This is a genomic window from Streptacidiphilus alkalitolerans, assembly GCF_042511045.1.
Classification (GTDB): domain Bacteria; phylum Actinomycetota; class Actinomycetes; order Streptomycetales; family Streptomycetaceae; genus Streptacidiphilus; species Streptacidiphilus alkalitolerans.
The window spans coordinates 264999-279246 of the sequence record NZ_JBHEZX010000008.1 but is presented as its reverse complement, the minus strand read 5'-3'; the positions used below and the strand labels follow the sequence as shown (position 1 = coordinate 279246).

Genomic DNA, 14248 nt, shown 5'->3' with positions numbered 1-14248 from the left:
ACCGGTGGGTGCGGGTGCAAACAGGGTGGTGCGGGTATTGCGGGTGGTGCTACTTCAGCGGGAGCCCGACCGGGGTCCACACCGAGGTCGGCTTCACCAGCGGGCCGAGATCGGCCCGTCCCGCCGGGTTCAGCTCGGAGCTGCTCTTCAGCGTCCAGGTGTGGGCCTTCACCGCGTGGCCGTGGGTGTCCTTGGCCGTGACGGTGATCTTGTACTTCGCCCCGTAGGGCATCGGGGCGGACAGCCGGAACGTCGCCTTGTGGGTCTTCTTGTTGTAGGAGATGACGGCCGGCACGGGTGCGCCGACCCCCGACTCGGTGCTGACGTGGCCCACCAGGGTGGTGACCGTCGCCTTGACCGTCAGCGGGTTGGTGTCGCTGGGCAGCGTCACCGTAAACGGCTGGGCCTCGGCCAGCGACTGCATGGCGGTCGCTCCCTCGGTCATCGGCTGCGACTGCGGGCTCGGGGCGGTCGTGGTGATGATCGGGGCGACCCAGTAGTTCGCGGAGCCGGCCGAGCTGTTCGGGAAGGCGGAGGTGGACCCGTACGCGTACAGGCCGTTCGATCCTCCGCTCCCGTCGGCGGGCGCGGTCAGCGGGTACGACTGGTGCGCTCCGGCGAAGTACCCGCCGTCGACGGCGTAGTTGCCGTTCGGCGCGTGGTACGAGGCCACGTAGGAGGTGCCGGCGGTGATCGCCACCGGGGTGTCGAAGGTGAGCGTCTGCCACCCGCTCGCGCTCTCGCCGCTGAAGGTGCCGGTGGCGAGCAGCGCGCCGCTGGCGGACCAGAGGTTGCCGGAGTGGGTGCCGGTGTTGCCGGTGCCCTTGTAGAAGGTGACTCCGGTGACCCAGCCGTCCACGGCCGACTGGAACCTGACGCCGAGTTCGAGCGAGTTGGCGTCATTGGTCACGTCGGGGGTGCTCGGCACGGTGCTGCCGGGCCACAGGGTGCACGGGCAGGTGACCGCCGGCGGGGTGGCGCTGGTGGTGAACGACCAGGTGGTCGGCGCCGCCATCGCGTTGCCCCACAGGTCGGAGGTCTGCACCGACGCCGTGTAGGTGCTGTTCAGCGCCAGCTCGGTGGACGGTGTGAAGGTCACCGTCTTGCCGGCGCTGACCACCGTGCTGCCGGGGACGTTGGCGCCGCTCGCGTCCTTCAGGCTGAAGGTCAGCGTGCTGCTGTCGATGCCCTCGTTGAAGGTCGCCGACACCGGCGAGGTGATCGACACCCCGGTCGCCCCGGAGGCCGGGGTCCTGGTGGTCACCGACGGCGGGGTGGTGCTGGCCCCCGAGTTGTCGAAGACCGCGTCCACCCAGTAGTTGCTGCCCGACGACTGCGAGGACGGGAAGCCGCCGCCCGAGCCGTAGTGGTAGACGCCGTTGCCGCCGTCGGTACCGGACTGCAGCGCCGTCAGCGGGGCCAGTCCGGCCGCGCTGCTGTTGAAGTAGCCGCCGTCGTAGGAGTAGCCGCCGTTGGGGGCGTAGTACGAGGCGACATAGGTGGTGTTGGGCTTGATCGGCACCGGCGAGTCGAAGTTCAGCTGCTGCCAGCCGGACGCGGTCTCGTTGGTGAAGGTGCCGGTGGCCAGCAGCGTGCCGGTGCTGGTCCACAGGCTGCCGGTGTGCGTGCCGGTGTTGGCCGGGGACTTGTAGAAGCGGACGCCGGTGATGGAGCCGGCCACGCTGCTGCGGATCTTGACGCCGAGTTCGATCTGGCTGCCGTCACCGCCGTTGATGGTGCCGGGCACGATCGAGGGCGCCCAGACCGAGCACGGGCACTGCTGGCCGCCGACGGTCACCGGGATCGTGGTGACGGCGCCGATGTTGACGCTGTCGTCCACGGCCCGCACCTTGATCTGCGCGGGTCCGGTGGTGGTGGGCGTCCAGGTGTAGGACCAGGTGTTCAGTCCGGTGGCGGGGGACCAGACGGTGCCGCCGTCGGTGGACACCTCCACCCGGGCCACCACGCCGCCGCCGGTGTCGGCCGCGGTACCGCTGATGGTCAGCTGGTGCGCCGCGGCCACGGTGGTGTTGGCGGCCGGGGTGCTGACGGTGACCGTCGGCCCGGTGGTGTCGGTCGAGGCCGTCGCGGCGACCAGGCCCGACTGCAGGGTCTTCGGCTGGATGCCCATGTCGGCGAGGATGTTGACGGTCGCCTGCTGCATCCGCTTGTCCACGGTGACCACGGCGTCGGCCGGGTCACTGGTGGGGACGTTGGTCAGGCCCCAGGACCACTGCACCGTGCCGGTGCCGAAGACCAGGGCGTGCGAGGTCTGGTCCCGGAACTCGACCAGGTTGTGGGTCGCGGTGCCGGAGCCGTAGATGTTGCCGTAGTCCATCCGGTAGAGGCCGTTGGGGACGGTCACCGTGGTGGACGACAGGTCGATCTCGCCGGCCGGTCTGGTGGCGTCGGCGAAGTCGCTGTCCCACTCGTAGCCGAGCGTCCCGGTCGGGAAGGTCGCGGTCTGACTGGAGGTCAGGTTGGCGATGGTGGTGTTGCGCCAGAGCCGGTTCTTGCCGTAGGAGCCAGGCACGGTGATCGCGTCGGCGCGGTAGCCGTTGATCTGGAACAGCGACCCGGTGAGGATGTTCTGCGGTTGGAACACCCCGGTCTTGGCCTGGCTGCCCGGGTCGAGGAAGGCCCCGGTCCAGACGTTGCTGGGGTCGGGAATGCCGTCCGGCGACGGGAGTTCGAGCTTGGTCTCCTTGTAGCTGACCAGGGTGCGGTTGGCGGTGTTGGTGCCGTCGATGCTCGGCGCGAACCGGGTCTCCCAGGAGACCTCGTTGCCGCTGAAGAAGGTCTCGTTGACCCCGGCCTGCCTGGCCGCCAGCGCGTTGTGGAACTGGTCCGCGGTCCAGTACTCGTCGTGTCCCGAGGACATGAACATCTTGTGGTTCAGCAGGTCGGCGCCTCTGGTGGAGGTGTCGAGCCCGGACAGGTAGCTGACGTCGTAGCCGTTCTGCTCCAGCCAGGAGATCATCTCGAACTCGGAGCCGTAGACGCCGTTGTCGCCGCCGATGTCCAGCGGGCGGTTGTAGCTGACCTGGTAGGCGCGGCCGTCGGGGGCGGGACCGGCGCCCTGGTAGAGGTTCTGGCCGCCCCACATGTTGTAGGCCTGCCAGGTCTCGTCGTCGGTCTGCACCACGATGTCGGAGTGGCTGGAGTCGTCACGGACCACGAACGGGTAGGGCATCACGCCGTTGCCGTCGGACTGGTCGAAGTTCGCGATGTACAGACCGGAGACGGCGTCGCTCGGCACGGTCCAGGTCGCGGTGACCGGCCAGCTGCCGCAGTCCACCAGGCCGGTGGCGTTGCTGGCGCAGTTCAGCGGCTTGCCGTCGGGGACGCCGTCGTTGACGACGGTGTCGATCGGGCTGCCGGCCGTGCCGTTCTTGGTGAAGTTGGCCGGGTAGGTCGCGGACGCCTGCGCGGCGGTCGACATCTCGCGCCCGCCGTCACCCCCGTAGTAGCCGAGCCGGTAGATCTCGACGTGGTACGGGGTCGGCGACTGCACCTTGAACTGGACCGTGTCGCCCGCCTGGACGCTCTCCTGGGTGGAGAAGCCCTGGACGTTGCCGTAGGCGTTGGGCGAGAACCAGTCCGACATCGGCGAACCGGTCTTGGAGTTCTCGCAGACGATGGGATTGCTGCCGGTCCCGCAGGGGTCGGCAGCGGCGTTGGACGCCCAGGTCATCGGGAGAACCGCCGTCAACAAAGCCACGACCAGGGCGAACAAGCCGCCCTGGAGGAGTCTGTTCCGTCTGTGCATGATCGTCTATACCTCTCAGTGGTGCGACGCCGTCCCGGTGAGGCGGGGCGGCAATGGTGCCGTTCGTCAGCCGAGGGCGGTGGTGAACGCTTCCACCACGCGCTGCTGCTGGTCTGCGGTGATCTGCGGGAAGAGCGGCAGCGAGAGCATCCGGTCCGCCGCTTCCTCGGCCTGGGGGAAGTCGCCGCGCCGATGGCCGAGGTGCGCGAACGCCGGAGTGAGGTGGACCGCCGCCGGGTAGTGCACGCCCGCGCCGATCCCGGCCGCGTTGAGGGCGGCGACCACGCGGTCCCGCTCGGCGGCGCCGATCCGCACCACATAGAGGTGCCAGACGTGGACGTTGCCCTCGGCCGTCACCGGCAGCACCGCCCGGCCGTCCGCCGCGAGGTCGGCCAGCAGGGCGTCGTAGCGGGCGGCGGCGGCGCGGCGGGCGGCGTTGCCCTCCGCGAGCCGGGCCAGCTTGGCCCGCAGCACCACGGCCTGCAGCCCGTCCAGCCGGCTGTTGAAACCGGCCACGTCGTGTCGGTACTTGGCGACGCCGCCGTGGTTGGCGAGCGCCCGGAGCAGGCCGGCCTGCTCCTCGTCGTCGGTCAGCACCGCGCCCGCGTCGCCGTAGGCGCCGAGGTTCTTGCCGGGGTAGAAGCTGGTGGCGGCGATGCCGCCGCTGCCGGCGGTGCGCCCGTTCCGGGTCGCGCCCTGGCTCTGCGCACCGTCCTCGACCACGGCCACTCCCGCCGGGAGCTCCGCGAGCAGTTCCTCCACCGCGGCCGACTGGCCGTAGAGGTGGACCGGGACGACCGCGCGGGTGGCCGGGCCGACCGCCTTGAGCGCCTGCCGCGGGTCGATCAGCAGGCTGTCCCGCAGGCAGTCGACCAGGACCGGGCGTGCGCCGATCCTGGCCACCGCGCCGGCCGTGGCGATGAAGGTGTTGGCGGGCAGCACCACCTCGTCGCCCACCCCGACCCCGCTGGCGCGCAGCGCCAGCTCCAGCGCGTCGGTGCCGTTGGCGACCCCGACGCAGTGCGCGACGCCGGCGAACTCCGCGTACTCGCGCTCGAACTCCCGGACCTCCTCGCCGCCGATGAACGCGGTGTTGGCGAGGACCCGGTCGAAGCCGGCCCTGACCTCATCGGCGACCTCGGCGTGCGCGGCCTTGAGGTCCACCAGCGGAATCTGGCTCATCGGGCTATGTCCCCCATCGGTTCGAATGTCTCTGCGATCTCGGCCAGGGCCGTGGCCCCCGCCGCGCGCAGCAGGCGGGCCGGGCTGCCGACCCAGACCTCCCCCTGCGGCACGTCCCCCAGCACCAGGCTGCCGGTGCCGATCAGCGACCAGGCACCGACCTCGGTGCCCTCCCGGACCAGCGCCCCCGCGCCCAGGTAGGCGCCCCGCCGGACCCGCACTCCGCCGCCGAGCCTGACCCCCGAGGCGACGGTGGCGAAGTCCTCCACCACGTCGTCGTGGGTCAGCACCACCTGCGGCATCACCGCGACATGCGCGCCGACCCGGACCGCGGCGGTGAGCACGGTGTGCGCGAGCAGCACCGAGCCGGGCCCGACGGTCGAACTGGCCGACACCACCGCGGTCGGATGGACCACGGTCGCGTAGCGCTCCCCCGGCAGGCCGAGCCGGCGGGCCAGCCGGGCCCGGACCGCGTAGTCCCGGGGGCTGCCCACGCAGATCACGGCCCTGGTGGCGGCGGGCAGTTCACGCACCAGGTCGCAGCCGCCGAGCACGGCGGTGCCGTCGACCTTGCCGCCGTGCAGCCCGGGGTCGTCGTCCAGGTGGCCGAGCAGCTCCCAGCGCTCGGGACGGCCGTGGGCCGCGTCCGAGGCATTGGCGTCCCGGACCGCCTGGGCGGTCTCCCGGGCGAAGCCGCCGGCGCCGACGATCACCAGAGGGGTGCTCATGGCCGGTCCGCCGCCCTGCGCAGCACCGCGACCACCCGGTCCTGCTGAGCGTCCGTCATGGTGTGGAACAGCGGCAGGATCAGCGAGTCGCGGCTGATCCGCTCGGTGACCGGCAGCGCCGCCGCCGGGTGGCCCTGGTACGCGGGCTCCAGGTGCGAGGCCATGATCCCGCGCCGGGCCGAGATCCCGGCGTCGGCGAGTTCGGCCAGCAGCTCGTCCCGGCCGAGCGGGAAGTCCTGGTCGGGCAGCACCCAGTAGGACTGGAAGTTGCCCTGCCCGTGCTCGGGGTCGCGGACCGGGGTGAGCCCGGGGACGTCCTGCAGCAGGGCGTCGTAGCGGGCGGCCAGGGCCCGGCGCCGGCCGACGATCTGGTCCAGCTTGCCGAGCTGCACCAGGCCGACCGCGGCCTGGATGTCCGTCATCCGGTAGTTGTAGCCGACCTCGAGGTAGCTCTCCAGGATCGGGGTGCTGCTCGCGTGCCGCTGCGCGGCGGAGGCGTTCATGCCGTGCTCGCGCAGTCGGCGCAGCCGGGCCGCCCACTCCGCGTCGTCGGTGGTGATCATGCCGCCCTCGCCGGTGGTGATCACCTTGCGGGGGTGGAAGGACCAGGCCGCGAGCAGCGCGCCGTGGCCGACCGACTTGCCGCCCACGGTGGAGCCGATGGCGCAGGCCGCGTCCTCGACCAGGGCCAGGTCCCAGTCCGCGCAGGCGGCCCGGAGCGCGTCCGTGTCGGCGGGGACGCCGCCCTGGTGGACCACCAGGACCGCCTTGGTCCTGGGCGTCCTGACCGCGTCCACGGTGGCGGCGGTCAGATTGCCGGTGGCGGCCTCGACGTCCGCGAACACCGGCTCGGCGCCGACGTAGCGGACCGCGTTGGCGGTGGCGATGAAGGACAGCGAGGGGACCACGACCTCGTCGCCCGGGCCGAGGCCCAGCACGACCAGGGCCAGGTGCAGCGCGGTGGTGCAGGAGCTGACCGCGATGCCGTGCTCGGCGCCCACCCGCTCGGCGAAGGCGCGCTCGAACTCGGCGACCCGGGGGCCCTGGGCCACCCAGCCGGACAGCACGGCGTCGGAGGCGGCCTTCGCCTCCTCCTCCCCCAGCCAGGGGATCATCACCGGGACCCGGTTGAGCTGTTCGGCGCTCATGCCCCGGCCTCCGGGCCCGCGGCGGCGGCAGCGGCGGCGTCGGCCTCGCGCTCGGCGCGCCACCAGGACACCAGGTCCCGCAGCCCGGTGCGCAGGTCGATCTCGGCGGTGAAGCCGAGCCGGTCGGCCGCCTGCGAGGTGTCGGCCAGCCGCCGGGTCACCCCGTTCACCGCGCGGGCCGGGCCGTGCACCGGCTCCAGGTCCGAGTCCATCGCCTCCAGCAGGCCGTCGGCCAGCTGGCGCAGGCTGGTCTCGCTGCCGCTGGCGACGTTGAACACGGTGTCGGTCAGGTCGGACTCGGCGGCCAGCAGGTTGGCCCTGGCGATGTCCCTGACGTCGACGAAGTCCATGGTCTGGGTGCCGTCGCCGAGGATCAGCGGCGGCTCGCCGGAGGCGATCCGCTCCATCCAGCGGATCAGCACCTCGGTGTAGAGGCCGTGGATGTCCATCCGCGGCCCGTAGACGTTGAAGTAGCGCAGCGCCACGTAGTCGAGCCCGTACATGGCGTGGAAGCTGCGCAGCAGGCCCTCGTTGAAGGCCTTCGCGGCGCCGTAGAAGGTGTCGTTGTTGTACGGGTGGTGCCGCTCGGTGGTCGGGAACTCCTCGGCCAGCCCGTAGACCGAGGCCGAGGAGGAGGCGACCAGCTTGCCGACCCCGGCCTGGGCCGCGGCCTCCACCACGTTGAAGGTGCCGTCGACCATGACCTCGTTGGCCAGCCGGGGCTCCTCGGCGCACTGGGTGATCCGGATCGCGGCCAGGTGGAACACCAGGTCCGCGCCCTCGGTGACCTTGCGGACGGTGCCGGCGTCGCGGATGTCGCCCTCGACCACCTCCACCAGGCCGCTCGGCATCGCGGTGGCCAGGTTGGCCATCCGCCCCCGGACGAAGTTGTCGAGCACGACGATCTCGCGCGCCCCGTTGTCGACCAGCAGGTCCACCAGGTTGGAGCCGATGGTGCCGGCCCCACCCGTGACCAGGATCCTCTTGCCTCGTACGCTGCTCAACTTCGTTCCCCTACTTGATCGTTCATGATTTCTACGTACTCAGGGGCGGTCAGTGCCCGGCCCGCAGGCCGACCACCGCGCCCTTGAACTCCAGGCTCCGGGAAGCCGCCTCCAGGATGTCCAGCACCCGCAGCCCGGCCCGGCCGTCGGTGAGCGCGGGGCGGCCCTCGCGGATCGCCCCGGCGAACTCGTCGACCATGCTGCGCAGCGCCTCCTTCTCGCCGATCGCCGGGGCGACCATGTCGCCGGTGCGGTAGGACACCAGCATGTCGCGGCGCTCGTCCGCGCCTATCTCCTGCGGGGCGGACAGGTCGACCCCGCGGTCGAAGACCGCGACCCGCTGGGCCGGGTTGAGGTCGTCCCAGATCAGGGTGCGCTTGGCGCCGCCGACCATGGTGGTGCGCACCTTGGTCGGCGACAGCCAGTTGACGTGGACGTGGGCGATCGCCCCGGTGTTCAGCTGCAGCGTCAGATAGGCCACGCAGGCCTGCCCGGCGCCGATCGGGTCGGCCCCGTGCGCGGCCACGGCGACCGGGACCACGTGCTCGGGCAGGATGAAGTCCAGGATCGACAGGTCGTGCGGGGCCAGGTCCCACATCACGTCGATGTCCTTCTGGACCAGGCCGAGGTTGATCCGGACCGAGTCCACGAAGTGGATCTCGCCCAGCTCGCCGGAGCGGACCATACCGCGGATGGCGCTCACCGCCGGGGTGTAGCAGTAGGTGTGGTCGCACATCAGGGTGAGGCCGCGCTCCTCGGCCTCGGCGACCAGCCTGACCCCGTCCGCGTACGTCGCCGCCAGCGGCTTCTCCACCAGGACGTGCTTGCCCGCGCGCAGCGCGGCCAGCGCGACGTCCAGGTGCGTCCCGGCGGGGGTGGCCACGGCCACGGCCTGCACCGAGGGGTCGGCCAGCACCGCCGCGTAGTCGGCGGTCGCCTGGACCGTGGAGTAGCGGCCGAGCACCCGCTGGGCCCGCTCCACGTCCAGGTCGCAGAGCCAGCGCAGCCGGAACTCGGGGCTGGACTGGAAGTTGCGGACGAGGTTGGGCCCCCAGTAGCCGGCGCCGACGACGGCAACGCCCAGGGGTTCCGCGCTGTTTTCCGTCACGGTGGTGGTGTTCCTTTCACTCTTGCTTGATGACGTCGCGTCGGGCTGACGGGGTCAGTACGCGCCGGTGCCGCGCATCACGGCGGGGGCGGTCCGCAGCAGGATCGCCACGTCCATGCCCATGGACCAGTTCTCCACATAGCCGAGGTCCAGCCGGACCGCCTCGTCCCAGGGCAGGTCGGAGCGTCCGCTCACCTGCCACAGGCCGGTGAGCCCCGGTTTGACCAGGAGCCTGCGCCGCACCTCGGAGGTGTAGGCGCTGACCTCCTCGGGCAGCGGGGGGCGCGGGCCCACCAGCGACATGTCGCCGTTGAGCACATTGATCAGCTGCGGCAGCTCGTCCAGCGAGTAGCGGCGCAGCGTGGAGCCCGCCCTGGTGATCCGGGGGTCCTCCTTCATCTTGAACAGCAGGCCGTCGCTGTTCTCGTTGAGGTGGGCCAGTTCCTCCCGGTAGTCCTCCGCGTCCTCCCGCATGGTGCGGAACTTGAACATGGTGAACTGGTTGCCGTTGCGGCCCACCCGCAGCTGGCGGAACAGCACCGGCCCCGGGCTGTCCAGCCGCACCCGCAGCGCGACCACCGCCAGCAGCGGTGCGAGCAGCAGCAGCAGGGATCCGGCGACGACGCGGTCCAGGACCTCCTTGGGCAGCCGCCGGGTCTTCGACAGCGCCGGGGCGCGCAGGTGCAGCAGCGGCACCGCGTTGTAGGGCCTGGTCACCAGCCGGGCGGAGGCGATGTCCGCGACCACCGGGGCGAGCAGGAAGTCCGCGCCCTCGGCGGCGGCGATCCAGGACAGCCGGCGCAGCACGGTGGAGTCGATCTCGGCGGCGGGCAGCACCAGCACGGTGTTGCTGCCGGTGGTGTGGATCACTGCGGGTACGTCGTCGAGGCCGCCGCGGACCGGGATGCCCAGGCTGCTGACCGCCGCGGAGTTCACCGGGTCGGTCAGGCAGACGCCGGTGACCTGCAGTTCCTGGGTGCCGCCGCGGCGCAGCGCGGCGACCAGCTCGACCACGCTGTGCGAGGGCCCGACCAGCAGCGCGCTGCTGCGGTCACGGTCCCTGGACCAGCGCCGGTGCAGCCGTATTCGGAGCACGAAGCGGCAGGCCAGGCACAGCACGGCGGCCGGGAGCACCGCGATCATCATGTCGTGGAAGAGCTCGTGGTCGTGCGCGAACCACCAGTAGGCGCAGGCGGCCATGGCCGGCAGCGCGACGGCGCCGCGCAGCACCCGCCGGTACTCCTCGGTCCCGAGGCCCAGGGCACTGCGGTCGTAGGCGCGGTAGGCGCACATCGCCAGGATCCAGGCGGGCGGCATCGCCAGCGCGACGGACCAGCGGCCGTACGCGCCGTGGATGACAAAGGCGGCGACCGCGGCCGCCACGGCGTCCGCGACCAGCAGGACTACACGGTACTTCCGCTCCCAACGTCGTCTGCGGACCCCTAGGGTCCGGTGTCGTGCTACGTAGCGCTCATGCGTGACCGGCTCAATGGTCATGGGAACCCCCCCACAACGGTGCTTGGCGCACCCACGCGCGGTCCCTCGGAGTCACCGCGTCTGCCCGACCGGCGGATGGACCGCGGCAGTCGGACGGTGCGGGTGGACACCGGCTTTCCCACGTGAGTACTTGGCTCTTACACCTGGCCGGACGGGCTGACGGCCGACTGCTTGTGTTCCCCCTGCAGTCGGCAACCTGCTCCGTCCGTTCCGCGCTGTTCCTGACCCGTCCCAAAGAGTGCTGGCATACGAACAACGCTCCACACCGTACCGATGACCAATCAGTACGTTCGGGCTAACTCTCCAAATCGGCTGAAACCGCATCCCTGGGAGGACGCCGCTCCGGAGCACCCCATGTTGTGTTGGATCCGTGTCGGTCGAGTGAATGTGCTCGCCCAAACCGGCCCACCGGCGTTCAATCTAGAGCACAGAAGGAACCGTCGGGAACATTTGGGCGAAACAGTCGGCATCATCCCTGCCTCTGACGTCATACTGGCGCAGGTGACGAGCATTGTGATCCCTGCCCACAACGAGGGGCAAGTGATCGGCCGGCTCCTTGACTCCCTCTTGGTAGAAGCAGCCCCCGACGAGATCGACATCGTGGTGGTCTGCAACGGCTGCACGGACGACACCGCGCAGGTGGCAGCCCTGCGCGGGTCCGCGGTCAGGGTCCTGGAGAGCCCGGTCCCCTCCAAGCACGCGGCGCTCCGCCTCGGCGACGAGCACGCCCGCGGCTTCCCCCGGGTCTATGTGGACGCGGATGTGGTTCTCGCCACATCGGACGTACGGGCCCTCACCGCGGCCCTCGGCGACCCCGCCGGCGTTCTCGCCACCGCACCGGAACGGGAGCTTCCGCTGACCGGCTGCGCCTGGCGGGTCCGCGCCTACTACCGGGTCTGGCAAAGACTTCCAGCCGTACGCGAAGGACTCTTCGGCCGCGGCGTGATCGCCGTGTCGGAGGCCGGATACCGACGGTTGGCCGCGCTGCCGCCGCTGATGGCGGACGACCTCGCCGCCTCGCTGGCCTTCGCCCCGGACGAGCGCCGGGTGGTCCGCGAGGCCCGAGTCGTGGTCCACCCGCCGCGCACCTGGCCGGATCTGATCCGCCGACGGGTCCGGGCTGCTACGTCCACGACCCAACTGGAGCAGCAGCAACAGCAGACCCCCGGGGACGCACCCGCACCGACGGCCCGGACCAGCAAGGCCGACCTCGGCAAGCTGCTGCGGGCCGATCCCAGGCTCATTCCGGCCGTCCTGGTCTTCCTCGCCGCCGCGGTGACCGCCCGCCGGCAGTCCAGGAAGGCGGTCACCGCCCAGGACTTCGGCACCTGGCTGCGGGACGAGAGCAGCCGTCAGGGCTGACAGCGGCAGATCAGGCCCTACAGTGTTCCATCGGACGCGCGTCACCATCCGCGTCCGCAGCAAGGTGAGAAGGGGGGCCACTCACGATGTACCTCACGGAACGCTCCGCTCCGGAGAAGACCGGGACCACGCCGACCAGGACCGCAAGGAGCCCCTTCGGCCTGGGCCGTGCGGTCGGCTCGACCGTGCTCGCGCTCGGCGCCGTCAGCCTGATCACCGACATCTCCTCGGAGATGGTCACCGCGGTGCTGCCGCTCTACCTGGTGGTCGGCCTCGGCCTGAGCCCGCTCGGCTTCGGCGTGCTGGACGGCGTCTACAACGGCGTCAGCGCCCTGGTCCAGCTGCTCGGCGGGCACCTCGCCGACCGGGTCAGGAACCACAAGCTGATCGCCGGGATCGGCTACGGCCTGTCCGCGCTCTGCAAGCCGCTGCTGATGCTGGTGCACAGCCTCGGACCGCTCGGCGCGGTGCTCGCCCTGGAACGCACCGGCAAGGGCCTGCGCACCTCCCCCCGCGACGCGCTGATCTCGCTGTCGACCACCCCGGAGCACCGGGGCCGGGCCTTCGGCGTGCACCGGGCGATGGACACCACCGGCGCGGTGCTCGGCCCGATCTCCGCCTTCCTGATCCTGCGCGCGGCGACGGACGGCTACGACGCGGTGTTCGGCGTCAGCGCCTGCGTAGCCGTGCTGGGCGTCCTGGTGCTGGTGCTGTTCGTACCGGGCAAGCAGCCCGCCGCGGCGACCACCCCGGTCAAGAAGGTCGACCTGCGCGAGGCGCTCACCCTGCTCCGGCTGCCGCGGCTGCGCGCGCTCACCGGCTGCGCCGCGCTGCTCGGCCTCACCACCGTCAGCGACGCCTTCGTCTACCTGCTGCTGCAGCACCGGATCGGCATCGGCGAGCAGTGGTTCCCGCTGCTGCCGCTGGGCACCGCCAGCGTGTTCCTGCTGCTGGCCGTGCCGCTCGGGGTGCTCGCCGACAAGATCGGACGCCGGGTGGTCTTCCTGGCCGGCCACGCCGGACTGCTGCTCGCGTACGGGCTGCTGCTGTGGACCCCGCACACCCCCGTGCTGCCCTACCTGGTGCTCGGGCTGCACGGCGCCTTCTACGCCGCCACCGACGGGGTGCTGCCGGCGGCGGTCGCCGACGTGGTCCCCGAGCAACTGCGCGGCAGCGGCCTGGCCCTGGTCGGCACCGGCCAGGCGCTGGCCCGCTTCCTCTGCTCACTGGCCTTCGGCGCGGCCTGGACGGTCTGGGGGGACGGCCCGGCGCTGGCCGGCTCCGCGGCCGGGCTGCTCTGCTGCGCGGCGATCGCGGGCTTCGTCCTGCGGCCCACCAACCGGCTGCGGCCCACCGGCCGGACGCCCACCGACCGGACCGAGAACGGAACCACCCCATGACACCGCTCCGCCGCCTGCTGATCCTCGCCGTGGCGGTCCTGCTGCTCGCCGGCCTCGGCACCGGGCTGGTCCTGCACGCCGCCTCCCGCGCCGCCGAGAAGACCCGCCCGCAGGCGGGCGGACCCGCCATCACCGCGGGCCGGGTGACGCTGGATCAGCCGGGCAGGCTGCTCTTCGTCAACGCGGCCAAGGGCCCGCACCTGGACGAGGTGGTCTCGGTGCCGGCCGGCAGCGCCACCACCACCGCCTCCGGGACCGGCACGACCGCGCAGCGGACCGCCTCGGGGCTGAAGTGCCTGCGCTTCTACACCGCCGCCGGCACCGGCGTCTGCCTGCAGTCCGTGCCCGGCGCGCTCACCCCGAGCAACCGGGCCCTGATCGTGGACTCCGACCTGCACACCCTGCACACCTTCCCGCTGGCCGGCACCCCCAGCCGGGCCCGGGTCTCCCCCAGCGGCCACTTCGCCGCCTGGACCGTCTTCGTCGGCGGGGAGTCCTACGGCGCGGCCTTCTTCTCCACCCGCACCTCGATCGTGGACACCCGCACCTGGCGGCTGATCCCCAGCCTGGAGTCCTTCGCCATCACCCTGGACGGCAAGGCGTACCACAACATCGACGTCAACTTCTGGGGCGTCACCTTCGCCGCCGACGACGACACCTTCTACGCCACCCTGGGCACCGGCGGCCACACCTACCTGGTGCGCGGCTCCATCTCCCGGCAGACCGTCACCACCCTGGTCCAGAACGTCGAGTGCCCCTCGCTCTCCCCCGACGGCACCCGGATCGCCTACAAGAAGCGCATCCTGGCCAAGGCCTCGCTGTGGCACGAGTACGTCCTCGACCTCAGCACCCTCAAGGAGACCCCGCTCGCCGAGCACCACAGCGTGGACGACCAGGCCACCTGGCTGGACGACGACACCGTCGCCTACGCCCTGCCCACCCCGGGCGACAGCGGCAGCAGCGACCTCTGGTCCGTCCCGGCCGACGGCACCGGCAGCCCGCACCTGCTGCTCTCCGGGGCCTTCTCCCCGGCCGCGCCGCTGAAGTAGC

General features: G+C 71.6%; 10 protein-coding genes. 3 read left to right on the top strand and 7 right to left on the bottom strand.

Annotated elements, in window-relative coordinates:
* Positions 1-49: 49 nt before the first annotated feature.
* The 7 genes from ACEZDG_RS20580 to ACEZDG_RS20550 form a co-directional block, all read right to left on the bottom strand.
* Positions 50-3694 carry a DUF4082 domain-containing protein gene (locus ACEZDG_RS20580; RefSeq protein WP_380511687.1) on the bottom strand — a complete coding sequence of 1215 codons (3645 nt, stop codon included), beginning with the start codon at positions 3692-3694 and terminating at the stop codon, positions 50-52.
* A 141-nt stretch (positions 3695-3835) separates the two neighbouring features.
* Complete coding sequence (locus tag ACEZDG_RS20575; RefSeq protein WP_380511685.1) at positions 3836-4951, bottom strand: DegT/DnrJ/EryC1/StrS family aminotransferase; 1116 nt, start codon at positions 4949-4951, stop codon at positions 3836-3838.
* The gene (locus tag ACEZDG_RS20570) at positions 4948-5679 is read right to left on the bottom strand and encodes an acetyltransferase (protein ID WP_380511683.1); all 732 of its coding nucleotides are present in this window, start codon (positions 5677-5679) and stop codon (positions 4948-4950) included. Before ACEZDG_RS20570 ends, ACEZDG_RS20575 begins: the two co-directional genes overlap by 4 nt.
* A complete protein-coding gene (locus ACEZDG_RS20565) occupies positions 5676-6827 on the bottom strand; it encodes a DegT/DnrJ/EryC1/StrS family aminotransferase (protein WP_380511681.1) in 1152 nt (383 codons plus the stop codon). Before ACEZDG_RS20565 ends, ACEZDG_RS20570 begins: the two co-directional genes overlap by 4 nt.
* Complete coding sequence (locus ACEZDG_RS20560) at positions 6824-7831, bottom strand: NAD-dependent epimerase/dehydratase family protein (RefSeq protein ID WP_380511679.1); 1008 nt, start codon at positions 7829-7831, stop codon at positions 6824-6826. Before ACEZDG_RS20560 ends, ACEZDG_RS20565 begins: the two co-directional genes overlap by 4 nt.
* A 49-nt stretch (positions 7832-7880) precedes the next feature.
* A complete protein-coding gene (locus ACEZDG_RS20555) occupies positions 7881-8939 on the bottom strand; it encodes a Gfo/Idh/MocA family protein (RefSeq protein WP_380511677.1) in 1059 nt (352 codons plus the stop codon).
* A gap of 54 nt (positions 8940-8993) precedes the next feature.
* Positions 8994-10436 carry a sugar transferase gene (locus ACEZDG_RS20550; protein WP_380511675.1) on the bottom strand — a complete coding sequence of 481 codons (1443 nt, stop codon included), beginning with the start codon at positions 10434-10436 and terminating at the stop codon, positions 8994-8996.
* 501 nt (positions 10437-10937) lie between these two features.
* Between ACEZDG_RS20550 and ACEZDG_RS20545 the strand changes: the two genes are divergently transcribed.
* The 3 genes from ACEZDG_RS20545 to ACEZDG_RS20535 all read left to right on the top strand — a co-directional run bounded on the left by ACEZDG_RS20545 (position 10938) and on the right by ACEZDG_RS20535 (position 14247).
* Positions 10938-11798: a glycosyltransferase family 2 protein gene (locus ACEZDG_RS20545; RefSeq protein WP_380511673.1), complete on the top strand. Its 861-nt coding sequence runs from the start codon at positions 10938-10940 to the stop codon at positions 11796-11798.
* An 86-nt stretch (positions 11799-11884) separates the two neighbouring features.
* Positions 11885-13198, top strand: coding sequence for an MFS transporter (locus tag ACEZDG_RS20540; protein ID WP_380511671.1), 1314 nt, complete (start codon positions 11885-11887; stop codon positions 13196-13198).
* Positions 13195-14247, top strand: coding sequence for a TolB-like translocation protein (locus tag ACEZDG_RS20535; protein WP_380511669.1), 1053 nt, complete (start codon positions 13195-13197; stop codon positions 14245-14247). Before ACEZDG_RS20540 ends, ACEZDG_RS20535 begins: the two co-directional genes overlap by 4 nt.
* The last annotated feature ends 1 nt before the right edge of the window (position 14248 follow it).

Excerpts from the sequence above, each read along its gene's own strand:
- ACEZDG_RS20575 (WP_380511685.1), bottom strand. The coding sequence starts at position 4,951 with ATGAGCCAGATTCCGCTGGTGGACCTCAAGGCCGCGCACGCCGAGGTC.
- ACEZDG_RS20535 (WP_380511669.1), top strand. The coding sequence starts at position 13,195 with ATGACACCGCTCCGCCGCCTGCTGATCCTCGCCGTGGCGGTCCTGCTG.
- ACEZDG_RS20540 (WP_380511671.1), top strand. The coding sequence starts at position 11,885 with ATGTACCTCACGGAACGCTCCGCTCCGGAGAAGACCGGGACCACGCCG.
- ACEZDG_RS20570 (WP_380511683.1), bottom strand. The coding sequence starts at position 5,679 with ATGAGCACCCCTCTGGTGATCGTCGGCGCCGGCGGCTTCGCCCGGGAG.
- ACEZDG_RS20565 (WP_380511681.1), bottom strand. The coding sequence starts at position 6,827 with ATGAGCGCCGAACAGCTCAACCGGGTCCCGGTGATGATCCCCTGGCTG.
- ACEZDG_RS20580 (WP_380511687.1), bottom strand. The coding sequence starts at position 3,694 with ATGACCTGGGCGTCCAACGCCGCTGCCGACCCCTGCGGGACCGGCAGC.
- ACEZDG_RS20550 (WP_380511675.1), bottom strand. The coding sequence starts at position 10,436 with ATGACCATTGAGCCGGTCACGCATGAGCGCTACGTAGCACGACACCGG.